General features: G+C 64.2%; 22 protein-coding genes and 1 pseudogene. 4 read left to right on the top strand and 19 right to left on the bottom strand.

Features of this window, described 5'->3' with window-relative positions:
• Nucleotides 1-81: 81 nt before the first annotated feature.
• The 14 genes from mdoH to hutC form a co-directional block, all read right to left on the bottom strand.
• The gene (gene mdoH / locus NTD82_RS19300; protein WP_262129841.1) at nucleotides 82-2,655 is read right to left on the bottom strand and encodes a glucans biosynthesis glucosyltransferase MdoH; all 2,574 of its coding nucleotides are present in this window, start codon (nucleotides 2,653-2,655) and stop codon (nucleotides 82-84) included.
• Nucleotides 2,648-4,381 (bottom strand): glucan biosynthesis protein G, encoded by a 1,734-nt coding sequence (locus tag NTD82_RS19295; protein WP_095156102.1) that lies wholly within the window; start codon nucleotides 4,379-4,381, stop codon nucleotides 2,648-2,650. Before NTD82_RS19295 ends, mdoH begins: the two co-directional genes overlap by 8 nt.
• 264 nt (nucleotides 4,382-4,645) lie before the next feature.
• Nucleotides 4,646-5,083 carry a D-aminoacyl-tRNA deacylase gene (dtd, locus tag NTD82_RS19290; RefSeq protein WP_095155828.1) on the bottom strand — a complete coding sequence of 146 codons (438 nt, stop codon included), beginning with the start codon at nucleotides 5,081-5,083 and terminating at the stop codon, nucleotides 4,646-4,648.
• The gene (gene pip, locus NTD82_RS19285) at nucleotides 5,080-6,051 is read right to left on the bottom strand and encodes a prolyl aminopeptidase (protein WP_262129840.1); all 972 of its coding nucleotides are present in this window, start codon (nucleotides 6,049-6,051) and stop codon (nucleotides 5,080-5,082) included. Before pip ends, dtd begins: the two co-directional genes overlap by 4 nt.
• Nucleotides 6,052-6,159: 108 nt before the next feature.
• A complete protein-coding gene (gene hutG, locus NTD82_RS19280; protein ID WP_262129839.1) occupies nucleotides 6,160-6,960 on the bottom strand; it encodes an N-formylglutamate deformylase in 801 nt (266 codons plus the stop codon).
• A gap of 11 nt (nucleotides 6,961-6,971) precedes the next feature.
• Nucleotides 6,972-8,177, bottom strand: a complete 1,206-nt coding sequence (gene hutI, locus NTD82_RS19275) for an imidazolonepropionase (protein ID WP_262129838.1) — start codon at nucleotides 8,175-8,177, stop codon at nucleotides 6,972-6,974.
• A 13-nt stretch (nucleotides 8,178-8,190) separates the two neighbouring features.
• Nucleotides 8,191-9,726, bottom strand: coding sequence for a histidine ammonia-lyase (gene hutH / locus NTD82_RS19270; RefSeq protein ID WP_262129837.1), 1,536 nt, complete (start codon nucleotides 9,724-9,726; stop codon nucleotides 8,191-8,193).
• Nucleotides 9,727-9,747: 21 nt separating this feature from the next.
• Nucleotides 9,748-11,271: a histidine ammonia-lyase gene (gene hutH / locus NTD82_RS19265; RefSeq protein ID WP_262129836.1), complete on the bottom strand. Its 1,524-nt coding sequence runs from the start codon at nucleotides 11,269-11,271 to the stop codon at nucleotides 9,748-9,750.
• 8 nt (nucleotides 11,272-11,279) lie between these two features.
• Complete coding sequence (locus tag NTD82_RS19260) at nucleotides 11,280-12,110, bottom strand: glycine betaine/L-proline ABC transporter ATP-binding protein (protein ID WP_095155822.1); 831 nt, start codon at nucleotides 12,108-12,110, stop codon at nucleotides 11,280-11,282.
• A complete protein-coding gene (locus NTD82_RS19255; protein WP_262129835.1) occupies nucleotides 12,107-12,958 on the bottom strand; it encodes an ABC transporter permease in 852 nt (283 codons plus the stop codon). The genes NTD82_RS19260 and NTD82_RS19255 overlap by 4 nt, the downstream gene beginning before the upstream one ends.
• Before the next feature lie 30 nt (nucleotides 12,959-12,988).
• Nucleotides 12,989-13,957, bottom strand: a complete 969-nt coding sequence (locus tag NTD82_RS19250; RefSeq protein ID WP_262129834.1) for an ABC transporter substrate-binding protein — start codon at nucleotides 13,955-13,957, stop codon at nucleotides 12,989-12,991.
• A 125-nt stretch (nucleotides 13,958-14,082) separates the two neighbouring features.
• Nucleotides 14,083-15,762 (bottom strand): urocanate hydratase, encoded by a 1,680-nt coding sequence (gene hutU, locus NTD82_RS19245; RefSeq protein WP_262129833.1) that lies wholly within the window; start codon nucleotides 15,760-15,762, stop codon nucleotides 14,083-14,085.
• Nucleotides 15,763-16,083: 321 nt separating this feature from the next.
• On the bottom strand, nucleotides 16,084-16,662 hold the full coding sequence (locus tag NTD82_RS19240; protein ID WP_262129832.1) for a HutD family protein: 579 nt from the start codon (nucleotides 16,660-16,662) through the stop codon (nucleotides 16,084-16,086).
• The gene (gene hutC, locus NTD82_RS19235; RefSeq protein ID WP_177431605.1) at nucleotides 16,659-17,369 is read right to left on the bottom strand and encodes a histidine utilization repressor; all 711 of its coding nucleotides are present in this window, start codon (nucleotides 17,367-17,369) and stop codon (nucleotides 16,659-16,661) included. The genes NTD82_RS19240 and hutC overlap by 4 nt, the downstream gene beginning before the upstream one ends.
• 143 nt (nucleotides 17,370-17,512) lie before the next feature.
• Here hutC and NTD82_RS19230 point away from each other — a divergent pair, with 143 nt between their 5' ends.
• The gene (locus tag NTD82_RS19230) at nucleotides 17,513-18,877 is read left to right on the top strand and encodes a formimidoylglutamate deiminase (protein WP_262129831.1); all 1,365 of its coding nucleotides are present in this window, start codon (nucleotides 17,513-17,515) and stop codon (nucleotides 18,875-18,877) included.
• Between the two features lie 46 nt (nucleotides 18,878-18,923).
• On the opposite strand, the gene NTD82_RS19225 is transcribed toward NTD82_RS19230, so the two are convergent.
• Together NTD82_RS19225 and bamE are read right to left on the bottom strand one after the other, a co-directional pair.
• Entirely contained in the window at nucleotides 18,924-19,499 is a 576-nt protein-coding gene (locus tag NTD82_RS19225) for a lipocalin family protein (RefSeq protein WP_095155815.1), read from the bottom strand.
• A complete protein-coding gene (bamE, locus tag NTD82_RS19220) occupies nucleotides 19,496-19,750 on the bottom strand; it encodes an outer membrane protein assembly factor BamE (protein ID WP_095155814.1) in 255 nt (84 codons plus the stop codon). The genes NTD82_RS19225 and bamE overlap by 4 nt, the downstream gene beginning before the upstream one ends.
• A 125-nt stretch (nucleotides 19,751-19,875) precedes the next feature.
• Here bamE and NTD82_RS29425 point away from each other — a divergent pair.
• Together NTD82_RS29425 and NTD82_RS29420 are read left to right on the top strand one after the other, a co-directional pair.
• Nucleotides 19,876-21,012, top strand: a pseudogene (locus tag NTD82_RS29425) (cache domain-containing protein); the annotation flags it as partial.
• Between the two features lie 24 nt (nucleotides 21,013-21,036).
• Nucleotides 21,037-21,867 (top strand): methyl-accepting chemotaxis protein, encoded by an 831-nt coding sequence (locus NTD82_RS29420; protein WP_410017070.1) that lies wholly within the window; start codon nucleotides 21,037-21,039, stop codon nucleotides 21,865-21,867.
• Nucleotides 21,868-22,021: 154 nt separating this feature from the next.
• Here NTD82_RS29420 and NTD82_RS19210 read toward each other — a convergent pair whose 3' ends face one another.
• The 3 genes from NTD82_RS19210 to NTD82_RS19200 form a co-directional block, all read right to left on the bottom strand.
• Nucleotides 22,022-22,618, bottom strand: a complete 597-nt coding sequence (locus tag NTD82_RS19210) for a DUF924 family protein (protein WP_095155812.1) — start codon at nucleotides 22,616-22,618, stop codon at nucleotides 22,022-22,024.
• A gap of 7 nt (nucleotides 22,619-22,625) precedes the next feature.
• Nucleotides 22,626-23,636, bottom strand: coding sequence for a class 1 fructose-bisphosphatase (locus NTD82_RS19205; protein WP_095155811.1), 1,011 nt, complete (start codon nucleotides 23,634-23,636; stop codon nucleotides 22,626-22,628).
• 141 nt (nucleotides 23,637-23,777) lie between these two features.
• Nucleotides 23,778-26,228, bottom strand: coding sequence for a glycogen/starch/alpha-glucan phosphorylase (locus NTD82_RS19200; protein ID WP_262129828.1), 2,451 nt, complete (start codon nucleotides 26,226-26,228; stop codon nucleotides 23,778-23,780).
• A 211-nt stretch (nucleotides 26,229-26,439) separates the two neighbouring features.
• Between NTD82_RS19200 and NTD82_RS19195 the strand changes: the two genes are divergently transcribed.
• The gene (locus NTD82_RS19195) at nucleotides 26,440-26,844 is read left to right on the top strand and encodes a YkgJ family cysteine cluster protein (RefSeq protein WP_095155809.1); all 405 of its coding nucleotides are present in this window, start codon (nucleotides 26,440-26,442) and stop codon (nucleotides 26,842-26,844) included.
• Nucleotides 26,845-26,850 lie beyond the last annotated feature (6 nt).

Here is a 26,850-nt window from a genome sequence, read left to right as displayed (position 1 = left end):
GGACCTAGCCCCATGACGACTTTGTTACTTATTGGTACCAGAAAAACAGCGCGGGGCGACGAATGTCGCCCCGCGTGGGGATCAGGCATTGGCCAGCGTTGGCTGGGCTGCCTCTTCGGGATGCAGAGGCAACAGCGGCGAGTGCGGATCGTTGTCGATCGACTGACGCCAGACGTCCAGCCAGGCACTGTTGTGCTCGGCCCAGACGCGGTCGTGCAGACGGGACAGGGCGACCGGATCGCTGAGCAGTGCCAGGCGGGTATTGCCGTCCAGACCCGACGGTCCGACCTGCAATGCCTTGGCAATACGCTCGGCGCGCAGCGCCTCGATCGGCTCGGCGACACCATGGCGAGCGGTGGCCAGGGCACAGGCCAGCGCGTTCTGCTGCGGATCGACCACGGCCCGGACGAAACCGTCGTGCAGCGCGTGCCAGCGGTTTTCGTGGGTGTACTGGTCGGTGGCCAACAGCTCAGGCGGCGTCGCGTATTCCTCGGGGATGAGGAACAGCTTCTCGTCCTTGGCGCGCAGGCCCAGGTTGACCCGGCTGGAAATCACCGACACCGGGATCGACAGGGTCAACGAGCCCACGATCGGCACCAGCCACCACAGGAAGCTCGGGTTCAGCCAGGCCACCAGCAATGCCCAGGCCACGCCCAGCAGGGTCTGCGGACCATGGCGGCGGACCGCTTCGCTCCACGGCGTGGAGTCGTCGTCACGTTGCGGTGAGTTCCAGGTCGCGGCCCAGCCGAGGAACGCGGCGAGGACGAAACGGGTGTGGAAAATCATCCGCACCGGCGCCAACAGCATGGAGAAGAGCATCTCCAGCAGCATCGACAGGGTGACCTTGATCCGCCCGCCGAACTCCGTCGCGCCCTTGGCCCAGATCAGAATGACGCTGAGCAGCTTGGGCAGGAACAGCAGCACGATGGTGGTCGAGAACAGCGCGATGGCTTTTTCCGGGTGCCACTGCGGCCACAGCGGGTACAACTGCCGTGGCTCGAGGAAGTACTGCGGCTCCATCAGGGTGTTGGTCGCCAGCAACGCGGTGGACAGCACCAGGAAGAAGAACCACAACGGCGCCGACAGGTAGGACATCACCCCGGTGAGGAACACCGCGCGGTGCACCGGGTGCATGCCCTTGACCAGGAACAGGCGGAAGTTCATCAGGTTGCCGTGGCACCAGCGCCGGTCGCGCTTGAGTTCATCAAGCAGGTTCGGCGGCAATTCTTCGTAGCTGCCCGGCAGGTCGTAGGCAATCCACACGCCCCAGCCGGCGCGGCGCATCAGCGCGGCTTCGACGAAGTCGTGGGAGAGGATCGCACCGGCGAACGCGCCCTTGCCCGGCAACGGCGCCAGGGCGCAGTGCTCGATGAAGGGCTTCATGCGGATGATCGCGTTGTGCCCCCAGTAGTGCGACTCACCCAGTTGCCAGAAGTGCAGGCCGGCGGTGAACAGCGGACCGTAGACGCGGGTGGCGAACTGCTGCATGCGCGCATACAGGGTGTCCATGCCCGAGGCTTTCGGCGCGGTCTGGATGATGCCGGCGTCCGGGTTGGCTTCCATCAGCCGAACCAGGCTGGAGAGGCAGTCGCCGCTCATCACGCTGTCGGCGTCGAGAACCACCATGTAGCGGTAGTCGCTGCCCCAGCGGCGGCAGAAGTCGTCGAGGTTACCGCTCTTGCGCTTCACGCGGCGACGGCGGCGACGGTAGAAGATCCGCCCGAAGCCCTTGGCCTCACGGCAGACTTCCAGCCAGGCCTGTTGCTCGGCCACGGCGATGTCGGGGTCGTTGGTGTCGCTGAGGATGAAGAAGTCGAAACGGTCGAGGTTACCGGTGGCGGCGACCGACTCGAAGGTCGCGCGCAGGCCGGCGAACACCCGTGGCACGTCTTCGTTGCAGATCGGCATGACCAGCGCGGTACGCGCGCCCGCCTCGATCGGCTCGTTGCCGGCACTGCTGCCGGAGATGCGGTATTTGTCGCGCCCGGTGAGCAGTTCGAGGAAGCCCATCAGGGCGGTCCAGAAACCCGCCGACACCCAGCAGAAGAGGATGCCGAACAGAATCAGGATGGACGTCTGCAAGGCATACGGCCAGACCTGCGCAGCGGTCTGCAGCAGTGGCTGGTGCAGGACTTCGTCGAGGTCGACGAACGACCAGCCCTGATACGGCAGGATGCCTTTCATGTACCAGCCGGCGACGATGGTCTGGCCGATCATCAGTGCCAGCAGGATGTAGCGGCGCATCGAGCCGACCCAGCGCCAGCGAGCCTTGGGCAGCTCGCGTTGCTCCGGGGCCGGGGCGTTGGTGCGGCCGGTCAGGCGGCGCCAGCCACGGACCAGGATGTTGGTCCGCCATGGCTCGGGGATCACCCGGGTGCGGCGGATCGGCGGGGTCGCCTTGAGGCAGACCCGGCCGCTGGCGTCGAGACCGAGCATCTCGGCCTCTTCCATATCGGTGGCGCTGAGCAGGCTCAGGCGGCTGCCGACCGAACCCTGGGCGGGCTCGGCATCGACAACGCTCGGCTGCGCAGACAGGCGCTGGTGCAACTCGCTGAACGAGTTGCAGTTGGCGAGTTCCGCCCGCTGCTCGTCGCTCAGGGGTAGATGGGCCAGGTACTCGGCAAGCGATTCTGGCCGTACTGAAGAGTTACTCATCGGCTGGCAACTGATAGCTCCAGGTCTCGGTCAACACCTGTTCGGTGGTCGCCGGTGCCCCAGTAGTGGGCGCCGCTTCAGCGGCAGGCTGCTCGGCAGGTTGCTCGGCCTTCGCGGCTTTAGCGGCGGCCTTGTCCTGCTTGGCAGGTTTTTCCTGTTTTTCCTGCTTCTCGGGTTTGGCCGGCTCGACCGGGACGTCGCGAACCAGCGCGGCGCGCATTTCGACGGCCTTGCCCGGATCCTTGACCTTCATCCGCAGGGTCAGGCGCCAGCCCTTGATTTCAGGGTTGTAGCGCAGGTTGTTCTCGACCAGCTCGGCGTTGTCGCCCAGGCTGACCTGGCTGCGAACCGCCGCGTCTTCCGGCAGGGCCGCAAGGACCGGGCCTTCGAAGTCGACCAGGAAGGCCACGCTGCCATCCGGCTGGCGGATCAGGTTGGACTGTTTGACGTCACCGGTGGAACGCAGGGTCTGCTTGACCCAGCCGAGGTTCGGCGAATGGTAGGCCGACTCGTCCATGGTCCAGTGCAAGCGGTATTCGTATTCGACCGGGGTGCCTGGCTCAGGCAGCTTTTCCGGGCTCCAGAACGCAACGATGTTGTCGTTGGTTTCATCGGCGGTCGGGATTTCCACCAGGTCGACGGTGCCTTTGCCCCAGTCGCCGCGAGGCTCGATCCAGGTGCTTGGGCGCTTCTGGTAGTTGTCGTCCAGGTCTTCATAGAAGCTGAAGTTGCGGTTGCGCTGCAGCAGACCGAAGCCGCGCGGGTTTTCCACGCTGAAGTTGCTCACGGCCAGGTGTTTCGGGTTGTTCAGCGGACGCCACAGCCACTCGCCGTTACCGGCGTGGATCGACAGGCCTTCGGAGTCATGCAGCGCTGGACGGTAGTTCGGCACGCGCGACGGCTGGTTGCTGCCGAACAGGTACATGCTGGTCAGCGGGGCGATGCCCAGGCGGCTGACGTGATCACGCAGGAACACCTTGGACTGCACGTCGACGATGGTGTCGCTGCCCGGACGCAGGATCAGCTTGTAGGCGCCGGTGGAACGCGGCGAGTCGAGCAGCGCGTAGATCACCAGGTGCTTGTCGTTGGCTTTCGGGCGCTCGACCCAGAACTCGGTGAAGCGCGGGAATTCTTCGCCGGACGGCAGCGCGGTGTCGATGGCCAGGCCACGGGCCGACAGGCCATACACCTGGCCCTTGCCGACGACGCGGAAGTAGCTGGCGCCGAGCAGGGTCATGATTTCGTCCTGCTTGTCCGCCTTGTTGATCGGGAACAGCACGCGGAAACCGGCATAACCGAGCTGCTCGGTGGCCTTGGCGTCGAACTTCAGGTCGCCGAAATCGAAGCGGGTTGGGTCGTACTTGATTTCATCGACGCTGGTGGCGGTGACTTCGTTGATCTTCACCGGCGTGTCGAAGTGCATGCCCTGGTGATAGAAGGACAGCTTGAAGGGGGTCTTGTCGTTGGCCCATTCGGCCTTGTCGGACAGGAAGCGGATCTTCTGGTAATCGGCGAACTTCATGTCGCGGAAGACCGCCGGCAGGTTGCTCTTTGGTGCTTCGTACTTCTGCCCGGCCAGGTCTTTCGCCTTGGCCGCTACGTCGTCAAGGTTGAACGCCCAGAGCTGGCCGGCACTGAGCAGGCACACCAGCGCCGAACCTGCGAGCAGGGCCTTGCGCAGCCGGCTGGCAGGCATTCTTGGTGCATTACAGGGACTTACAATCACGAGCAACCCTCGCCGAAAACAGATCTAGAGAACCAACGGCCAGCTACACATGCCGGGTTGGCGAGCACTGTTCGGACTCCGAAAGGGCTTAATGATTCCCCATACGGTTCCGGACAGTTCTCGAATCAGAGTGAAACAGGCCGTCGAACGTCGGCCCACGTAGCGCGCGATTATCTAGCAGGCTGCGTTACAACGCATCAGGGCCAGCCAACTATTTTTGCTGTAAAACCCCTTGTTTTCCTGCAAACAGGGGGTTTTTTGTCTTCATATTTGTAACATAAATGTTACGGGGCCATCATTGACCAGATGCACCTGCATATCGGCCCCGAAACGGCCGCTGGCGACGGTGCCATGTTTGGCCTTGGCCTGGGCCAACAGGTAGTCGAATAACTCGGCGCCGAGGGCCGGTGGCGCGGCGGTGGAGAAGCTCGGGCGCAGGCCGCTCTGGGTGTCGGCGGCCAGGGTGAACTGGGACACCAGCAGCAGGCCGCCGTCGATGTCCTTGAGGGACAGATTCATCTTGCCCTGCGGGTCACTGAAGACCCGGTAGTTGAGCAACTTGTGCAGCAGCTTGTCGGCGTGGGCCGGGGTGTCGCCCGGCTCCACCGCGACCAGCACCAGCAGGCCCTGGTCCACGGAGCCGACGATTTCGCCCTCCACTTCTACCCGCGCGCCACGCACGCGTTGCAGCAGCCCCTTCATGCTTCGTCCAGTGGCAGGTCCAGCAGACGCCGGGACATCTGGTCGGCGGCGCGCACCAGGGCATCGGTGATACCCGGTTCGGAGGCGGCATGACCGGCGTCGCGAATGACCTTCAGCTCGCTGTTCGGCCAGGCCTGGTGCAGTTCCCAGGCGTTGTCCAGCGGGCAGATCACGTCGTAGCGACCGTGCACGATCACCGCCGGCAAGTGGGCGATCTTCTCCATGTCGCGGATCAACTGGTTTTCTTCGAGGAAGGCGTTGTTCATGAAGTAGTGGCATTCGATCCGGGCGATCGACAGCGCGCGCTGGGGCTCGGAGAAGCGGTCGACCACCAACGGGTTCGGGCGCAGCGTGGCGGTGCGACCTTCCCAGGTGGACCAGGCCTTGGCGGCGTGCATCTGGGCAATCTGATCGCTGCCGGTAAGGCGCTTGTGGAAGGCCTGGACCAGATTGCCGCGCTCTTCCACCGGAATCGGCGCGATGTAGTCCTGCCAGTAGTCAGGGAACAAGCGGCTGGCGCCGGCCTGGTAGAACCAGTCGATTTCCTGCGGACGGCACAGGAAGATGCCGCGCAGGATCAGGCCATGGACGCGCTCGGGGTGGGTCTGGGCGTAGGCCAGCGCCAGGGTCGAGCCCCAGGAACCGCCGAACAGCACCCATTTGTCGATACCCAGGTGCTTGCGAATGCGTTCGAGGTCTTCGACCAGGTGCCAGGTGGTGTTGTTTTCCAGGCTGGCGTGGGGCGTGGAGCGGCCGCAACCACGCTGATCGAACGTGATGATGCGGTAGACGTTGGGGTCGAAATAGCAGCGGCTCTGGGCATCGCAGCCGGCGCCGGGACCACCGTGAATGAACACCACCGGCAGACCTTCCGGCGAACCGCTTTCATCGACGTACAGGACATGCGGTGATTCGACGGCCAGATCGTGCCGGGCGTAGGGTTTGATCTGCGGGTACAAGGTCTGCATTACGCACTCCGTGTGGGAATTATTCTGCCGTTGGGCATCATAAACCCGAATTACGCTTTGAGCATGCCCTGTTGGGTCAAGTGTTCTTCAGGTATCTGTGTGGTGAAGTCAGCAATAACGTCGCTGCCCCCAGGCCAGAACTTCTTCCAGCATCTGCCGCAACACCACCTGGGTCGGCTGCGCCAGATCCTCCCGATACCTGAACGGCTCCACCTCTTCCATATACGTGCTCTGCGCCAGTTCCAGTTGCACCGCATGGATGTCATTGGCCGGATCACCGTAATGCCGGGTGATGTGCCCGCCCTTGAAGCGCCCGTTCAGCACATGGCTGTAGCCCTGGGCCTCGCCGCACACCGCTTGCAGCCGCTCGGCCAGTTGCGGATCACAACTGGCGCCATTGAAGGTGCCAAGGTTGAAGTCCGGCAGCTTGCCGTCGAACAGGTGCGGCACATGGGAGCGGATCGAATGAGCGTCCCAGAGCAGCGCATAACCGAACTGCGCCTTCAGCCGCGCCAGTTCCTGGCGCAGCGTGTCGTGATACGGACGCCAGATCCCTTCGAGATACTGGGCGCGCTCGGCGCTCGACGGCACCTGCGCCTCTTTGAACAGCGGCTGGCCGTCGAACAGGGTCGCGGGGAACAGGCCGGTGGTCGCGCCGGTATATAAAGGTTGGTCGTCCTCCGGCCGGTTGAGGTCGATAACGAAACGCGAGTACTCGGCAGCAACGATGCTGGCGCCCAGTTCGCGGGCGAAGTCGTACAGGCGGGGGATGTGCCAGTCGGTGTCCGGCAGGCTGCGCGCCGGATCAACCAGTCCGCGCTCGACCGCCGGGGCCAGACGCAGGCCGGCATGCGGCATGCTGATCAGCAGCGGCAGCGTGCCCTGATGAAAACTCAAAACCTTGTCCATCGTTGCTTGCCTCAGTCAGTCAGTTCAACGCCGTGGCGTACCACGCGCTTGTCCAGATCACCGCCCAGCCAGTAGCAGAGGTCGGCTGGCCGCTCGATATCCCACGCAACGAAGTCGGCGACCTTGCCGACCTCCAGCGAGCCGTGGCTGTCGCCCAGGCCCAGCGCCGTGGCGGCGTGCAGGGTGACGCCCGCGAGCGCTTCTTCCGGGGTCATGCGGAACAGGGTGCAGGCCATGTTCAGCATCAGCCGCAACGACAACGCCGGCGAGGTGCCGGGGTTGAGGTCGCTGGCGATGGCGATCTTCACGCCGTGCTTGCGCAGAGCGTCCATCGGCGGCAGTTGGGTTTCCCGCAGGAAATAGAAAGCACCGGGCAGCAGCACCGCGACGGTGCCAGCGGCGGCCATGGCGATGGCGTCGTCTTCGGTCATGAATTCCAGGTGATCCGCCGACAGCGCCTGATAACGCGCCGCCAGGCTGGACCCGGCCAAGGACGACAACTGCTCGGCATGCAGCTTCACCGGCAGCCCCAGCGCCTGCGCCTTGATGAACACCCGCTCGACCTGCGCCGGGGAAAACGCCAGGTACTCGCAGAAAGCGTCCACCGCATCCACCAGCCCCTCGGCGGCCAGCGCCGGAAGCATCACTTCGCAGATGTGCTCGATGTAGTCATCACTGCGCCCGGCATATTCCGGCGGTAAGGCGTGGGCGGCGAGGCAAGTGGCGCGCACGGTCAGCGGCAGGCTTTCGCCAAGGCGCCGGATGACCTTGAGCAGCTTGCGCTCGCTGTCCAGGTCCAGGCCGTAGCCGGACTTGATTTCCAACGTGGTCACGCCATCGCGCATCAATGCCCGCACCCGGCGCAGAGCGCTGCTGTACAGCTCATCCTCGCTGGCCGCGCGGGTCGCGCGCACGGTGCTGGCGATGCCGCCGCCCTGGGCGGCGATTTCGGCATAGCTGACACCTTGCAGGCGTTGCTCGAACTCACCGCTGCGGTTACCACCGAACACGGCATGGGTGTGGCAGTCGATCAGGCCCGGGGTGACCCAGGCGCCGCCCAGGTCGACCCGCTGCTCGACACCCAGGTCCGGCAGCGACTGACGCGGACCGATCCACTCGATGCGTCCGTCGGCGGTGATGATGGCCGCGCCCTCGATGATCGAGTAGACGCCTTGGGCCATGCTTGCCACATGGCAGTTGTGCCAGAGGGTCTTCATCCACAAGTCTCCGTCAGGTCAGGCTCGGCAGGATGCCGACAGGCAGCAGACCGGTCAGCCGGCCTTCGGCGAGCAGTTCCACGGCAATCTCGATGTCGGGGGCGAAGAAGCGGTCCTTGTCGTAGTGCGGAACGCGGTCACGCAGGGTCTTGCGCGCTTCTTCCAGCTTGGCCGAGGTCTTCAGGCCGGCGCGCAGGTCCAGGCCCTGACAGGCGCCCAGCCATTCGATGGCGAGGACGCCGCGGGTGTTCTCGGCCATTTCCCACAGCCGTTTGCCGGCAGCCGGCGCCATCGAGACGTGGTCTTCCTGGTTGGCCGAGGTGGGCAGGCTGTCCACGCTGTGCGGGTGGGACAGCGCCTTGTTTTCGCTGGCCAGCGCCGCCGCAGTGACCTGGGCGATCATGAAGCCGGAGTTGACCCCGCCGTTCTCCACCAGGAAAGGCGGCAGTTGCGACATGTGCTTGTCCATCATCAGCGAGATGCGCCGTTCGCTCAGCGAACCGATCTCGGCAATCGCCAGGGCCATGTTGTCGGCGGCCATGGCCACCGGCTCGGCGTGGAAGTTGCCGCCGGAAATCACGTCACCCTGTTCGGCGAATACCAACGGGTTATCGGAAACGGCGTTGGCTTCCACCGCGAGCACTTCGGCGGCCTGGCGCAGTTGGGTCAGGCAGGCGCCCATGACCTGGGGCTGGCAGCGCAGGGAGTACGGGTCCTGGACCTTGCCGCAGTTTTCGTGGGAAGCGGAAACCTCGGTGCCGTCGGTCAGCAGATCGCGGTAGCAGGCGGCCGCGTCGATCTGGCCGCGCTGGCCGCGTGCGGCATGGATGCGCGCATCGAACGGCGAACGGGAGCCCAGCACCGCTTCGACGGTCAGGCCGCCGCAGGCGATGGCCGCGGCGAACAGGTCTTCGGCTTCGAACAGGCCGCGCAGCGCGTAAGCCGTCGAGGCCTGGGTGCCATTGAGCAGCGCCAGCCCTTCTTTGGCCGCCAGCGTCAGCGGCTTCAGGCCCGCAACTGCCAGCGCGTCCACGGCCGACAGCCACTCGCCCTTGTAGCGGGCCTTGCCCTCGCCCAGCAGCACCAGCGACATATGCGCCAGCGGCGCGAGGTCGCCGGACGCGCCGACCGAGCCCTTGAGCGGGATATGCGGATACACCTCGGCGTTGACCAGGGCGATCAGCGCGTCGATCACGGTGCGGCGAATGCCGGAGAAACCACGGCTGAGGCTGTTGATCTTGAGCACCATGATCAACCGCACCATGGCGTCATCCAGCGGCTGGCCGATGCCGGCGGCATGGGACAACACCAGCGAACGCTGGAGGTTTTCCAGGTCGTGGGTGGCGATGCGGGTCGACGCCAGCAGGCCGAAGCCGGTGTTGATGCCGTAGGCGGTGCGGTCCTCGGCGATGATCTGCTCGACGCAGGCGACGCTGGCGTCGATCTGCGCGCCGGCACTGGCGGCCAGGCTCAGGCGCACCGGGGTTTTGTAGATACCACGCAATTCGGCGAGGCTGACCTGGCCGGGATTCAAAGTGAAGAGGTTCATGTTCTGGCTCCTTGTCGTGGTTCAGAGCAGCGCCGGCAGCACGCGCTGCGGCAACTGCGGCTGTTTGAGCAACGCGGCCGCGCTGGCGATGTCCGGTGCCAGCCAACGGTCCTGCTGATAGGCCGGAACCTGTTCGCGCAGCAACTGCCAGGCGCGTCCGGTGCCGGCGCCGAAGCGCTGCTCCTTGAGAAATTCGAAGGCCTGGCCCGCCAGCAGGTACTCGATGGCGAGGATCTGCGTGCAGTTTTCCAGGGCGCGGTGCAGCTTGAGCGCGGCGCTGGTGCCGAGGCTCAGGTGATCTTCCTGCAGGCCCGAGGTCACGTAGTTGTCGAGCACCGCCGGTTGCGCCAACTGGCGGTTCTCCGCGCACAGCGAGGCGGCGACGTACTGCACGATCATCATCCCGGAGTTGACCCCCGGCTCTGCGACCAGGAACGCCGGCAACCCGCTGACGTGCGGGTTGACCAGACGGTCCAGGCGACGCTCGGCGATCGAACCGGTTTCGGCGATCGCGATCGCCAGCAGGTCGGCGGCCATGGCCACGGACTGGCCGTGCGGGTTGGCCTGGGACATGACCCGGAAGTTGTCCGGCGTGCCCAGCAGCAACGGGTTGTCAGTGGCGGAATTGAGCTCGGTCTCGATCTGCTTCGCCGCGTGGGCCAACTGGTCGCGGGCGGCGCCGTGGACCTGCGGAATCGAGCGGATGCTCAGGGCGTCCTGGGTGCGGATGCCCTTGCTGCTGGCGATCACTTCGCTGCCCTCGAGCAAGGCCCGCAGGTTGCTGCCGACCTGCTGCATGCCGGGGTGCGGCTTGAGCGCGATGATTTCGGCGTCGAACGCGGCGATCTGCCCGCGCAGGGCTTCGAAGCTCATGGCCGAGATGACGTCGGCCCATTGCAGCAGGTGCGTGGCATCGGCCAGCGCCAGACAGCTCAGGCCGGTCATGCACGGCGTGCCGTTGACCAGGCACAGGCCGTCCTTCGCACCGAGCACCACGGGGTTCAGTCCTTCCTCGGCCAACGCCTCGGCGGCCTCGACAATACGCCCGCGATAGCTGACCTTGCCCACGCCCAGCAGGCAGATGCCGACATGGGCCATGTGGGTCAGGTAGCCCACCGACCCCTGGGACGGCACTTGCGGGGTGATGCCGCGTTCCAGCAGCGCCAGCAGTGCTTCGACCACCGGGCGCTGGATGCCGGACTTGCCGTGGCTGTAGTTGGTGATGGCGGCGCAGATGATCGCCCGGGTCTGTTCGTCCGGCAGTACCGGGCCGACGCCACAGGCATGACTGAGCAGGGTGTTGCTCGACAGCCGGCTCAGTTGCTCGCCTTGCAGCGCAACGTTGCACAGCGCACCGAGGCCGGTGTTGACGCCATAGGCGCGCTCGCCGCTTGCGACGATGCGCTGGACGATGGCCTGGGCATTCTCGATCCGCGCCCAGGCGCTGTCGGACAGCGACAGGCGCGCGCCGTAGCGGGCCACGGCGACGATGTCCTGCCAACGCAGCGGCGCGTCGGCGATCACGACATTCTCAGGTTGCTGCATGTCAGCCCTCATACGGTGGCGGCGCGGCGCTGGACGAAACGGTCGACGTATTCGTCCGCCGGGTTGTGGAGGATTTCTCGCGGCGTGCCGACCTGGATCAGACGGCCGTCCTTGAGGATCGCGATGCGGTTGCCGATGCGCACGGCTTCATCAAGGTCATGGGTGATGAACACGATGGTCTTGTGCAGGGTCTTTTGCAGCTCCAGGAGCTGGTCCTGCATTTCGGCGCGGATCAGCGGATCGAGGGCGCTGAACGCTTCGTCCATGAGGATGATGTCGGTGTCCGCCGCCAGCGCGCGGGCCAGGCCGACGCGCTGGCGCATGCCACCGGAAAGCTGGTGCGGCCAGGATTTCTCGTAGCCCTTCAGGCCCACGGTGGTGATCCAGTGCTGGGCGCGCTCGGCGCACAGTTGCTTGCTTTCGCCGCGGACCTTCAAGCCGTAGGCGACGTTGTCGAGCACGGTCTTGTGCGGCAGCAGGCCGAAGCTCTGGAAGACCATGCTGATCTTGCGCCGGCGAAACTGGCGCAGGGCTTCCATGTCGTACTGCATGATGTCTTCGCCATCCACCAGGATCGCCCCGCTGGTGGGGTCGATCAGGCGGTTGAAGTGGCGCACCAGGGTCGATTTGCCGGAACCGGACAGGCCCATGATGACGAAGATTTCTCCAGCGCCGATGGACAGCGACAGGTCATTGACCCCCACCACGCAACCGGTTTTCGACAGAACCTGTTCTTTACTGTGAGACTCGCGGATCAGTTGCAGCGCTTCGTCGGCGCGCTGGCCGAAGATCTTGAAGACGTTCTTCACTTCGATCTTGTTCATCGCCTGGGTACTCATTTGCTCACCTCATGCCGCGCCCGGCCGTAGGCCTGGGTAATACGGTCGATCACCACCGCGAGAATCACGATTGCCAGGCCCGCTTCCAGGCCGCGGCCGACGTTCAGGGTCTGGATGCCCACCAGCACGTCTTCACCCAGTCCACGGGCACCGATCATCGAGGCGATCACCACCATCGACAGGGCCATCATGGTGGTCTGGTTGATCCCGGCCATGATGCTTGGCAGGGCCAGCGGCAGTTGCACGCCGAACAGTTGCTGCCAGCGGTTGGCACCGAAGGCGTTGATCGCCTCCATGACTTCGCCGTCGACCTGGCGAATCCCCAGGTCGGTCAGGCGGATCAGCGGCGGCGCGGCGTAGATCACCGTGGCGAAGATCGCCGGCACCTTGCCCAGGCCGAACAGCATCAGCACCGGGATCAGGTACACGAAGCTGGGCATGGTCTGCATGATGTCCAGCAGCGGCATCAGCACCGCGCGCAGGCGGTTGCTGCGGGCTGACAGGATCCCCAGCGGGATGCCGATCAGCACCGAGATCAGCGTCGCCACCAGCATCAGCGCCAGGGTCTGCATCAGTTTGTCCCAGAGCCCCACCGCCCCCACCAGGAACAGCAGGCCGACGATCACCACGGTCGGCAGGATGCGCCGGGTCGCGTGCCAGGCGATGGCGCCGACGACAGCCAGCATCAGCCACCACGGCGTGGCGCGCAGCAGGCCTTCGAGGTTGACGATGGCCCAGAGCAGGGTGTCGGAGATCTGCCGGAACACATCACCGTAGTTGGTCACCAGCGCATCGACCCAGCCGTTGACCCAGTCGGCGATGGAGAAGGTAAAGTTTTCGGGGAACATAGGGTTCACTCGTCAGGTAGAAGGAGTAGCTCAGAGCGCTGCGTCGATTTTCTTCGCCGCCTCTTCGCTGACCCACGCATGCCAGATTTCAGGATGTTCCTTGAGGAAGGCTTTCGCCAGCTTCGGCGACTCGATCCGCTCTTTGGTCATGCGCGCCAGATTCTGGTTCAGCAGGTCGATCGGCAGGTTGACCTTTTCCAGCACCGCGACCAGTTCCGGCGCCTGCTCGTGGAAGGCCTTGGACAGGCCGACCTTGATGGTCACGGTCTTGTCGACGCCGGGTTTCTCGTCCAGCTTGACCAGGTCCACCTGGCCCATCAGCGGGGTTGGCGTCCAGTAGTAGAAGAGGATCGGCTCGCCACGCTTGTAGCTCGACAGCACCGCCGCATCCAGCGCCGGGCCGGTGCCCGGACGGAAATTGGTGTAGCTCGACTCGAGGCCGTAGTCCTTGAGCATTTCGCTGTTGTCCAGCTCGCAGGTCCAGCCCGCCGGGCAATTGTAGAAGCGGCCTTTGCCGGGTTCTTCCGGGTCTTTGAAGACCGACGCGTAGCGGCCCAGGTCAGCGATGGCCTTGAGGTCAGGCGCCTTGGCTTCGAGCTTGCGCTTGGCATCGCCCTCGATCACGTAGCGCGGCACGTACCAGCCTTCCACCGCACCCACCACCGGCGCGCCGACGCCGACCACCTTGCCGGCGGTCTCGGCCTTCTTCCAGACCTCGCTGCGGCCCACCCACTCCTCGGCGAACACCTGGATATCGTTGGTGCCCAGGGCGTTTTCCATGGTGATGGAGTTGCCCGGCAGGCTGTCGGTTTCGCAGCCGTAGCCGTTTTTCAGCACGAACTGCATGACGTCGGTCAGCAGCATGCCGCTTTCCCAGTTCAGCCCGGCGAACTTCACCGGTTTGCCGGATTCGCACCAGCCCGCGGCCTGGCTGCCGCCCGAGAGACTCAACAGGCCAAGGGCACACAGCGACGCAAGCAGGGTCTTGTTGGTTTTCATTGCATGACGCTCCCAAACAGGAAAGTGGATATCGGCAGTTCAGCGGCCTTTCAGCCAGGCGTCCGGTCGTCCCTTCCATGAAACGCCGCGGCGGGGGCCACCGGTAGAGACCCCCGCGACGCGGATCAGCCGGTGATCATCGGCAGGTTCAGGCCCTGCTCTTTGGCACACTCGATAGCAATGTCGTAACCGGCATCGGCGTGACGCATCACGCCGGTGCCCGGGTCGTTGGTCAGTACGCGGGCGATACGCTCGGCGGCCTCGTCGGTGCCGTCGCAGACGATCACCATGCCCGAGTGCTGCGAGAAGCCCATGCCCACGCCACCACCGTGATGCAGCGAAACCCAGGTCGCGCCGCTGGCGGTGTTCAGCAGGGCGTTGAGCAGCGGCCAGTCGGACACGGCGTCGGAGCCGTCTTTCATCGACTCGGTTTCACGGTTCGGGCTCGATACCGAGCCGGAGTCCAGATGGTCGCGACCGATAACGATAGGCGCGGACAGCTCGCCGCGACGGACCATTTCGTTGAACGCCAGGCCAAGCTTGGCGCGCAGGCCCAGGCCAACCCAGCAGATACGCGCCGGCAGACCCTGGAAGCTGATGCGCTCGCGCGCCATGTCCAGCCAGTTGTGCAGGTGGGCGTCGTCCGGGATCAGTTCCTTGACCTTGGCGTCGGTCCTGTAGATGTCTTCGGCGTTACCCGACAGCGCGGCCCAGCGGAACGGCCCGATGCCACGGCAAAACAGCGGACGGATGTAGGCCGGCACGAAGCCGGGGAAGTCGAAGGCATTGGCGACGCCCTCTTCCTTGGCCATCTGGCGGATGTTGTTGCCGTAGTCGAAGGTCGGGATGCCCTGCTTCTGGAAGTCGAGCATGGCCTGGACGTGCACGGCCATGGATTGCTTGGCGGCCTTGACCACCGCGGCCGGCTCGGTCTTGGCGCGGTCGCGGTATTCGTCCCAGCTCCAGCCGGCGGGCAGGTAGCCGTTGAGCGGGTCGTGGGCGCTGGTCTGGTCGGTGACCATGTCCGGGCGCACGCCGCGCTTGACCAGTTCCGGCAGGATCTCGGCGGCGTTGCCCAGCAACGCGATGGAGATGGCTTTGCCTTCGGCGGTGTACTTGGCAATGCGCGCCAGGGCGTCATCGAGGTCGTTGGCCTGTTCGTCGACGTAGCGGCTGCTCAGGCGGAAGTCGATGCGGCTCTGCTGGCATTCGATGTTCAGCGAAGAGGCGCCAGCCAGGGTCGCGGCCAGTGGCTGGGCGCCGCCCATGCCGCCGAGGCCGGCGGTCAGTACCCACTTGCCCTTGAGGCTGCCGTTGTAGTGTTGGCGACCGGCTTCGACGAAGGTTTCGTAGGTGCCCTGAACGATGCCCTGGCTGCCGATGTAGATCCAGCTACCGGCGGTCATCTGGCCGTACATCGCCAAGCCCTTGGCATCCAGTTCGTTGAAGTGTTCCCACGTGGCCCAGTGCGGCACCAGGTTGGAGTTGGCGATCAGTACACGCGGCGCATTGGCGTGGGTCTTGAACACGCCGACCGGCTTGCCCGATTGCACCAGCAGGGTTTCGTCGTCATTCAGGTTGGTCAGGCTCTCGACGATCTTGTCGTAGCACGCCCAGTTGCGCGCGGCGCGGCCGATGCCGCCGTACACCACCAGTTCCTTCGGGTTCTCCGCCACTTCCGGGTCGAGGTTGTTCATCAACATGCGCAGCGGCGCTTCGGTCAGCCAGCTTTTGGCGGTCAGCTTGTTGCCGCGGGGTGCACGGATTTCGACATCACGGAATTTGTTCAGGTTGTTGTCAGTCACGAAAGGGCTCCTCGAGCATCTATCCAATCCCAACCCAGGCAGTGGGCCAGCGGTGATAACCGTTTTACGAACAGCGTGGAGGGGATGGCCTATCCACTCATACGCACACATCTTTACTTGTACATACAAGCATATGCAATTGAATTGCCAAGTCCGCAAAACGCTTGATGAAAAAAATCCCGGAGGGGCTTCAAAGCCTTGTGGATCAAGGCGCAGAAATCTTGCAAAGAAGGTGGGAGGACAGCGGAAGGCGGTGCGAGGACCAAGGCGGCATTGCGCCACCTTGGGGCATTCGGTAACAGAATGTGCGGGCGTGGTGCGTTACACGGAAACAGGGATGAGTTCGATCAGGCAGCAACGACCGGTGATATCGAGCTCGCGCAATTGGGTGTTGTCGTGCAGGTAAAGGCAGTCGTACAGACCAAGGGTTTGCAGCGGATGGCCGCTGATGCCGACGTCCAGCGCGGACTGGGCACTGAACAGCAACACCGTGCTGGCCGAGCTGAACACCCGGCTGTAACCGCTGAACCACTGCAGGCGCGCGCGGTAACGCTGCGGCGCGTAGATCAGGTTGAAGTCACGGATCGGACCGCCCAGCAGGCGGCAACTGACCTGGCTCTCGCCGCTGAACACATAGGCGTCGAACGGCAACAGCGCGCGGCTGGGCTGGCCGTCCACCTGCAGGACCATGCCGTCACCCTGCAACACGCTGATGATCCGCTGGTAACCGGCAAAACTGGAGAACCCACCGGACTCCTCGATATCGGCGATCGACAGGCGCCAGCCGAAACCGTCCAGGCCTTCGCCGGCATCGCGGGTGATTTCTTCGGTGCTGCCACCGCCATTCTTCCAGGGCATACGCGGGTAATCGGCGGCACGTAGCAGGGTCAACTCAGTCATTTGCTGAAGCGTCCTTCGAGACGATGGCGGGAACCGGGGTGGATCAGACGGGCGGCGGTCACCGGTTGGCGACCGGACCAGGTGCGGCGGCGAATCAGCAGGCAAGGCTCGCCTTGTTCGATCTGCAGCAGCTTGCACTCGTCAGGCTCGGCGAGGATCGCCTCGACCACATGTTCGCCCTCAGTCAGCGGCGCGACCTGGGAGAGATAGGCGTAGGGCGTCTGCCGGGTGAAATCCTGCTGGAGGTAGTCGGGCGCGATCTGCGCGTTGACGTAACGGTCTTCGATCTGCACCGGCACGCCGTTTTCGTAATGCACGATCAGCGAATGGAACACCCGCTGGCCTTCGCGCATGTCCAGCGCCAGGGCGCGCTCGGAGCCGGCGGCCTCTTCGGTCAGGGTCACCACCCGGCAGGTGTGCTGGTGGTCGCGGGCAGCGATTTCGTCGGCGATGTTGTTCACATCGAACAGCGCCGAACGGGTCTTGGGTTCAGCCACGAAGGTCCCGACGCCCTGCATGCGCACCAGCAGCCCTTCGGCGGTGAGTTCGCGCAGGGCACGGTTGATGGTCATGCGACTGAAGCCCAGCTCACTGACCAGCTCGCTCTCCGACGGCACCCGGTGGTGCGGCGGCCAGGTGCCGTTCTCGATCTGCTGGACGATCATCTGTTTGACCCGGGCATACAGCGGCGCCGGCCCCTCGCCCATCTGGGCAACCAGCGTGGAGACAGGAGGTTTCGGCACAGGAAAAGTCCTTGTTCTATTGAATGAACGGTAGCTTGCCGGAGTTTACCCAGCAGGCAAACGTCTGTATATGTATATACAAATAAACAAAACGAGGTGTCGTGTCGATGTCCGTCTTCTTTGCCGAACGCGCTCTGTTGCCCAGTGGCTGGGCTGAAAACGTCCGAATCGAGGTCGGCGCCGACGGTCTGCTGACCCGGGTGCAGGCCAATGCCGAGGCCGACGGCGCCGAAAAGCTCGGCGGACCGCTGCTGCCGGGGATGCCCAACCTGCACTCCCACGCCTTCCAGCGCGCCATGGCCGGCCTCGCCGAAGTGGCGGGCAATCCCAACGACAGTTTCTGGACCTGGCGCGAACTGATGTACCGCCTGGTAGGAAAGATCAGCCCCGAGCAGCTCGAAATCATCGCCCGCCAGCTCTACATCGAGATGCTCAAGGCCGGCTACACCTCGGTCGCCGAATTCCATTACGTCCACCACGACCCGCACGGCAGCGTCTACGCCGATCCGACCGAGCTGTCCCGGCGCATCAGCGCGGCGGCCCGGCAGAGCGGTATCGGCCTGACCCTGCTGCCAGTTCTCTACAGCTACTCGGGCTTCGGCGGGCAGGCGCCCAACGAGGGTCAGCGGCGGTTCATCAACAGCACCGAGCAGTACCTCGACCTGCAATCCCGGCTGAAACCGCTGCTGGCCGCCCAGCCCGCGCAAACGCTGGGTCTGTGCTTCCACTCACTACGCGCGGTGACGCCGGAGCAGATCGCCACGGTCATGGCGGCCAGCGACAGCGCCTGCCCGGTGCACATCCATATCGCCGAACAAAAGAAGGAAGTCGACGACTGCCTGGCCTGGAGCGGACGCCGGCCGTTGCAGTGGCTGTATGAAAACGTCGAAGTCGATCAGTGCTGGTGCCTGGTCCACGCCACCCATGCCGAGGCCGACGAAGTCAGCCTCATGGCCCGCAGCGGCGCGGTGGCCGGCCTGTGCCTGACCACCGAAGCCAACCTTGGTGACGGTATCTTCCCGGCGGTGGATTTCCTCGCCGAAGGCGGACGCCTGGGCATCGGTTCCGACAGCCATGTGTCACTGAGCGTGGTGGAAGAACTGCGCTGGCTGGAATACGGCCAACGCCTGCGCGACCAGCGGCGCAACCGCCTGCATGGCGCCAACCAGCCGATGATCGGACGCACCCTGTTCGACGCGGCACTGAGCGGCGGCGCCCAGGCGCTGGGCCAACCGGTGGGCGAACTGGCGGTGGGCAAGCGGGCGGACTGGATCGTGCTGGATGGGCTGGACCCGTATCTGGCGACGGCCAGTGACGACAACATCCTCAACCGCTGGCTGTTCGCTGGCGGGGATCGCCAGGTGCGGGATGTGATGGTCAACGGGGCCTGGGTGGTGCGCGAAGGCCGGCATGACGGACAGGAAGACAGTGCGCGGGCGTTTGCCGGGGTATTGAGGGAGTTGCTGGGTTGAATTTCAGGGCCTCATCGCTGACAAGCGATGAGGCCCTGAAGATCGATCAAGGCTTACGCGCCATATCCCGATCCGAAACCCGCCAGATCAGCCGCGTCGTGTCATACCCCTGCTGCCGCGCCTTGGCCAGCAGGCTCTCCCGCTCCACCGCCGTCACGGTCGGTTTGCGCGACAGCAGCCACAGGTATTTGCGGTCCGGATTGCCGACCAGCGCGGTCTGGTAGTCGTCGCCGATGTACAGCACCCAGTAATCACCTTTCGTCACGCCCGGCAGCAGCCGCGAGAACCAGTTGTCGAATTCCACCCAGAGCTTGTCGGTCTTGCCCGGCACTTGCGGTGTGGCGCTGCCGCTGGCTTCCTGCCACTCGCCTTGCAGGGTCAGGCAACGATTGAGCACCCCGACACTGCCGTCCGCGCGCAGGTTGTAGTGCGCCTCGGACTGGGCGCAATCACGCTGGAAATACATCGGCAAGCGCGCCAGTTCGAACCATTTGCCCTGGTAACGCTTGAGGTCGACCTGCCCCACCGTCTTCGGCGGCAGCGGGCCGTCCGCCGCGGACGTGGCGCAACCGCCCAACGTCAGTGCCGCGCACAAGGCCAGCAGTGGATAGACGTGTTTCATTTCAGACCCTGCCCCGCGTACATCAACACTTTGTCACCTGCGTACTGGACACTGATGAAGGTCTTTTCATCACCCCAGGTACAACTGGAAACACCCAACGCGCCGGAACACTCGGTTGGACTCCCCAGCAGGGCTTCGACCTGGGCCTTGTCCATACCGGTTTTGAGTTTGGAATAGTTTTCCTGGTTGAGCTTGCTGCACGCAGCCAGCAACACGCACAAGGACAACAAGGCGAGGGAACGCAACGACATGAAGGGTGCTCCTGAAAATAAAGGCGACAGGACTACAGCCTGTCGAGAGCTTAGAAGGAAAAACCCCGTTCCGGTTCCCGAAGCGCCCGGCTTTCAGATCAGCGTAATCCTTTGCCATTGGTCGAATGATTGCGGAACCGATTAATCTTTTTCCTACACCTGACGACACAACAGACGCTGCGGCGGATCGCCGCGCCCCCTTCGTAGATTGCCGTGACCTTGCGATGACTAAAAACCTGAAATTCAGCCACAAGATCCTGTTGGCCGCCGCCCTCGTGGTCGTGGTGGCCTTCACCTGCTTCGTCCTGTTCAACGACTACCGCCAGCGCCAATCGCTGCGCGCCAGCACCGAAGCCTCGATGCAGGAACTGGGCAGCCTCACCGCGGGCAACATCCGCACCTGGCTGGACAGCCGCATCCAGTTGCTCAACTCTTTTGCCCAGCAAGTAGCCGTCGACGGCCCAGGCAAGGACGCCCTGAGCCGCAGCCTGGCGCTGCCGGTGTACGCCAGCAACTTCGCCCTCACCTATTTCGGCGGCCAGGACGGCAGCATGCAATCAGTACCGGTCGGCAACCGCGCAGCCGACTACGACCCGCGCGTGCGCGGCTGGTACAAGAGCGCCAGCAGCGCCGGCCAGACCGTGATCACCGAGCCCTATGTTTCCGCCTCCATGGGCAAACTGGTGGTGACCATCGCCACGCCGGTGCAACAGGCCGGCAAGCCCATCGGTGTGGCCGGCGCCGACACCGCGCTGGACACCATCAGTGCCATCATCAACTCGCTGAATTTCGACGGCCACGGCCACGCCTTCATCGTCAACGGTGACGGCAAGATCCTGATCCATCCAAAGAACGAGCTGGCCCTGAAGGCCCTCGGCGAAGCTTATCCACAGGGCGCGCCGGTCATCGGCAAAGGCCTGAAGGAAGTCGAGATCGACGGGCGCAGGCAATTCATCAGCTTCACCCACATCGACGGCGTGCCGTCGGCGGACTGGTATGTCGCGCTGGTCCTCGACCAGGACGCGGCGTTCGCCATGCTCAGTGAACTGCGCAGCACCGCCGTGGTGGCGACCATCGCCGCGGTACTGATCATCATCGGCCTGCTCGGCCTGCTGATCCGCGTGCTGATGGAGCCGCTGCACGTGATGGGCCGGGCCATGCACGACATCGCCGAGGGCAAGGGCGACCTGACCAAGCGCCTGAGCATTCATGCCCACGACGAATTCGGCACGCTGGGCCAGTCGTTCAACCGCTTCGTCGAGCGGATTCACGAATCGATCCGCGAAGTGTCCTCGGCCACCGGCCAGGTCAACGAAGTCGCCCTGCGGGTCGTCAGCGCGTCCAATGCCTCGATCCACAACGCCGACCAGCAGTCCAGCCGCACCAACAGCGTTGCCGCAGCGATCAACGAACTGGGCGCCGCTGCCCAGGAAATCGCCCAGAACGCCGCCCTCGCCTCGCAGCACTCCAGCGAGGCGCGCAACCTGGCCGAAGACGGCCAGCAGGTGGTCAACCAGACCATCGACGTGATGAACCAGTTGTCGGCGCGGATCAGCGATTCATGCGGCAACATTGAGACGCTGAACGCCAACACGGTGAACATCGGCCAGATCCTCGAAGTGATCGCCGGCATTTCCCAACAGACCAACCTGCTCGCTCTGAACGCCGCCATCGAGGCGGCGCGCGCGGGCGAGGCCGGGCGCGGTTTTGCAGTGGTTGCCGACGAAGTGCGCAATCTGGCCCACCGCACCCAGGACTCGGCGCAGCAGGTGCAACGCATCATCGAAGAACTCCAGGCCGGCGCGCAGGTGGCGGTAAGCACCATGACCGAGAGTCAGAACCACAGCCAGCACAGCGTCGGCATCGCCAACCGGGCCGGCGAACGACTGGGCAGCGTGACCCAGCGCATCGGCGAGATCGACGGCATGAACCAGTCGGTCGCCACCGCCACCGAGGAACAGACTGCCGTGGTGGAGTCGATCAATGTCGACATCACCGAGATCAATACGCTGAATCAGGAAGGGGTGGAAAACCTGCAGGCGACGTTGCGTGCCTGTAACGACCTTGAGCAGCAGGTCGAGCGGTTGAAGCATCTGGTGGGGAGTTTCAGGATTTAAGGCGGGCTTCGGGGTAATCCCTTCGCGACGGTTCGGCGCCCCGACAAGCTCGCTCCTACAGGTTCAGTGTCGATTCTGTAGGCGCGAGCTTGTCGGGGCGCCGAACCGTCGCGAAGGCCCCAACTGGCCTAACTGACTGGCATCAGGATTCAGATCAGAACCTGGACCCAGGCTCCAGCAGAAAATCCATTTCCTCACTGGTACTCGGCCGCCCCAGCAGCGGGTTGCGGTGCGGGAAGCGCCCGAACCGGGCAATCACCCGCTGGTGCTGCTCGGCATAGTCGAGGAAACCTTCGAACAACCGCTGATGCTCGGCCGGCTGGCCCGAGAGCAAGGCCCGGTAGCGCTCGACGCTGATGTTCTGCCAGTCGAGTACTTCGGCATGCTCCAGCACCAGCAGGATGAACACCCGCTGGATCGGCAGCAGTTGATAGTCCCAGGCGCGGTCCAGACCCTGCATCACCAGCACCTGGGCACGCCGGTCGCCATCGAAGGCGCGCGGCGTGTCGCGGTGGATCATGCGCGGCAACTGGTCCAGCAACAGGACCAGGCCAAGCCAGCCCTGCGGGCTTTGCAGCCACTCGTCCAGACCGCCGGCCAACGCCTGCTCGACCAGGTCGCCGAAGCGCTCTTGCGCCTCGGCATCGTGCTGCCTGCCGAACCACAGCGTGCTCTTCTCGTCAGCCACGGCCTGCGGGCTGGTGCCCCAACCGAACCACCACTCCAGCAACGGCTGCCAAGGTGCGAGCATGACCTGTTTACTCCTGGTGATAACCGGTGACGCGCTCGACTTCTTCTTTCGAACCGAGGAACACCGCCACGCGCTGGTGCAGGCTCTCTGGCTGGATGTCGAGGATGCGCTGTTTGCCGTCGGTGGAAGCACCGCCGGCCTGTTCGATGATGAAGGACATCGGGTTGGCTTCGTACATCAGGCGCAGTTTGCCCGGCTTGGAAGGCTCGCGAGCATCGCGCGGGTACATGAACAGGCCGCCGCGGGTCAGGATGCGGTGCACGTCGGCAACCATCGAGGCGATCCAGCGCATGTTGTAGTTTTTCTTCAGCGGGCCGGTCTCACCGTCCAGCAGCTCACCGACGTAGCGCTTGACCGGGGCTTCCCAGTGGCGCTGGTTGGACATGTTGATGGCGAATTCGGCGGTGGTTTCCGGAACCTTGATGTTCTCGTGGGTCAGGACGAAGCTGCCCAGTTCGCGGTCCAGGGTGAAGCCTTTGACGCCGTTGCCCAGGGTCAGGATCAGCATGGTCTGCGGACCGTAGATCGCGTAGCCGGCGGCGACCTGCTCAGTGCCTGGCTGCAGGAAGGCCTTTTCGTTCAGGCTTTCGTTCTGGCTCAGGTACTCGTTCGGGCAACGCAGTACCGAGAAGATGGTGCCGACGGAAACGTTGACGTCGATGTTCGACGAGCCGTCCAGCGGGTCGAAGACCAGCAGGTAGGCGCCTTTCGGGTATTTGCCGGGGATCTGGTAGGCATTGTCCATTTCTTCGGACGCCATGCCGGCCAGGTGGCCGCCCCATTCGTTGGCTTCAAGCAGGATGTCGTTGGAAATCACGTCCAGTTTCTTCTGGACTTCGCCCTGCACGTTTTCAGTGCCCATGCTGCCCAACACGCCGCCCAGGGCGCCTTTGGACACGTTGTGGCTGATTTCCTTGCATGCGCGCGCCACCACTTCGATGAGGAAGCGCAGATCGGCAGGGGTGCTGTTGCTACGGGTCTGCTCAATCAGATAGCGACTCAGGGTAACGCGGGACATGTATAGCTCCGAAGGAATGGGGAGAGAAAAACCCACGCAGTTTACAGGGAGAGTGAAGCGCGGGCGAGCACCAGGACATGCTTGCCCGATCAGACGGCACATCGGCCCGCGAGTTCATGCCGTCCGCCGGGTTGGCGCGGGTCACTCCAGCGCGGTCCAGATTTCACGGGCGTATTCGCGGATTGTCCGGTCCGAGGAGAACCAGCCCATCCGCGCGGTATTGAGCACCGCCGAGCGCCACCAGCGATTGGGCTCGTGCCAGAGCTCGTCGACCCGCCGCTGGGCTTCCCAGTAGGCGTCGAAATCGGCGCAGAGCAGGAAGCGGTCGTAGGTCACCAGCGAGTCCACCAGCCCGACATAACGCGCCGGATCGTCCGGCGAGAACACCCCGCCACGGATCGCCTGCAGCACATCGTTGAGCCGGTGCGAAGCACCCAGCGCAGCCCCGGCGCCGAAATCGCCGCTGCGCTTGCGCGCCTCCACCTGCTGGGCGGTAAGACCGAAGATGAACATGTGCTCGGCGCCCACTTGCTCGCACATTTCCACGTTGGCGCCGTCGAGGGTGCCGATGGTCAGCGCGCCGTTGAGGCCGAACTTCATGTTGCTGGTGCCGGACGCCTCGTAGCCGGCAGTGGAAATCTGCTCGGAGAGGTCCGCCGCCGGGATGATGCTTTCCGCCAGGCTGACGTTGTAGTTGGGCAGGAACACCACCTTGAGCAGGCCGCGCACGGTCGGGTCGTTGTTGACCACCTTGGCGATGTCGTTGGCCAGCTTGATGATCAACTTGGCCTGGTGATAACTGGCTGCCGCCTTGCCGGCGAAGATCTTCACCCGCGGCACCCAGTCGGTGCCCGGCTCGGCCCGAATCGCCTGGTACAGGGCCACGGTGTGCATCAGGTTGAGCAACTGGCGCTTGTACTCATGGATGCGCTTGACCTGCACATCGAACATCGCCTCGGGGTTGACGGTAATCCCCACCCGCTCCTGGATCAGGCTCGCCAGCACGCGCTTGCTGTGCAGGCGCTGCTCGGCGAATTTCTTGCGGAACGCCGGTTTGTCGGCGAACGGTTCCAGCCCGCGCAGCAAGGTTTCCGGGTCGTCCAGCAGCTCCTTGCCCAGGGCATCCACCAGCATGCCAGTGAGCCGCGGGTTGGCCTGGTACAGCCAACGGCGGAAGGTGATGCCGTTGGTCTTGTTGTTGATGCGGTCCGGGTAGAGCTTGTGCAGCTCGGCGAACACCGTGCTGCGCATCAGCTTGGTGTGCAGCGCCGACACACCGTTGATGCTGTGGGAGCCGAGAAACGCCAGGTTGCCCATGCGCACCCGGCGGCCGTTGTCTTCCTCGATCAGCGATACCGCGCGCAGCACATCGAAATCGTGGATGCCTTTGGCCCGCAGCGCGTCGATATGGAAGGCGTTGATCAGGTAGATGATCTGCATGTGCCGCGGCAGCATGCGCTCCATCAGCCCCACCGGCCAGGTTTCCAGCGCTTCCGGCAGCAAGGTGTGGTTGGTGTAGGCCAGGGTGTCCACGGTCACTTTCCAGGCGGTATCCCACGGCACTTCGTGCTGGTCGACCAGCAGCCGCATCAGTTCGGCCACGGCAATCGAAGGGTGAGTGTCATTGAGCTGGATGGCCGCCTGTTCGGGCAGGTTGAGCAGGGTGTCGTGCATGTTCAGGTGGCGGCGCAGCAGGTCTTGCAGCGAGGCCGAAACGAAGAAGTATTCCTGGCGCAGGCGCAGTTCCTGGCCGGCCTCGGTGCTGTCGGCCGGGTACAGCACGCGGGAGATGCTCTCGGCCCGGGCGACTTCAGCCACGGCGCCGAGGTGGTCGCCGGCGTTGAAGCGTTCCAGGTGCAGCTCCTCCAACGCCCGCGCACGCCACAGGCGCAGGGTGTTGACGCTGGAACCGCGCCAGCCCACCACTGGCGTGTCATACGCCACCGCGCGTACCGTTTCCGCCGGCCACCAGACCTGACGCGGCTCGCCGTCGCCGCTATGCACGGTTTCAACCCGGCCGCCGAAGCTGATCGGGTAGATCACCTCGGCCCGCTCGAACTCCCAGGGGTTACCGAAATCCAGCCAGTTCTCGGTCTGCTCCTGCTGCCAGCCATCCACCACCGCCTGACGAAACAGGCCGTGCTCGTAACGAATGCCGTAGCCGTGGGCGGCGATGCCGAGGGTTGACATGCTTTCCATGAAGCACGCCGCCAGTCGGCCAAGGCCACCGTTGCCCAGGGCGGCATCCGGCTCCAGCAGGCGGATGCGCTCGAGGTCGACATCGAGGCCTTCCAGCGCCTCGCGGGCGACGTCCAACAGGCCGAGGTTGCTCAGGCTGTCGTAGAGCAGACGGCCGATCAGGAATTCGAGGGAGAGGTAATAGACCCGCTTCTGGCTCTTGCGGTAGATCTGGCGGGTGTGGTCCATCCAGTGATCGACCATGTGGTCCCTGGCGGCCAGGGCGATGGCTTCGAACCAGTCATGGTCAAAGGCGTGTTCGGGGTCTTTGCCGACCGCATAGGTCAGTTTGTCCAGCACAGCGGTGCGAAAAGCGGCCACCTCTGCGTCACGATTGTTTGTTTCCTGAGACATGCGACGTCCTCGGGCAAATATGACGATTGCGGATGGAGATTTGACAGCCTAGACGGTTCGACACAGGGCGTAGGCGCTGGTTCGCACCTTTCATGGGAAAAGGAGATGCAAGAGCGGGACCGGCCGACGGCTGTCGCGCAATTGGTTGTTCACAAATTGATCAACTCCGGTATGATCGCGCGCCTTCCTATACCTATATGCCTGATCCCTGATGAAACCGACCCTGATCGCCGCCGCCGAGCTTGACCGTCTCGAGACGTGGCAGAAATACGCCAGCCACATGTGCGGTAGCTGCATGTCCACCTGCTGCACCCTGCCGGTGGAGGTCAAGTTGAAGGATTTGATCCGCATCGGCGTGGTCGATGAGTTCGAACTGGGCGAGCCGCCGAAGAACATCGCCAAGCGCCTGCAGAAGGACGGCATTGTCGAGCGCTTCAGTCAGAAGTCGGGGATCTTCACCCTGACCCGGATGAGCAACGACGATTGCCTCTATCTGGACCGCAAGAGCCGACTGTGCACCATTTATGACAAGCGCCCGGACACCTGCCGCAACCACCCCAAGATCGGGCCGCGCCCGGGGTATTGCGCGTACAAGCCGAAGCCGATGCAGCGCTAACCCCTA

It is taken from the genome of Pseudomonas sp. 5P_5.1_Bac1, from assembly GCF_025466015.1.
Classification (GTDB): domain Bacteria; phylum Pseudomonadota; class Gammaproteobacteria; order Pseudomonadales; family Pseudomonadaceae; genus Aquipseudomonas.
The sequence above is the reverse complement of the archived record's forward strand: the minus strand, read 5'-3'. Positions and strand labels throughout refer to the sequence as shown.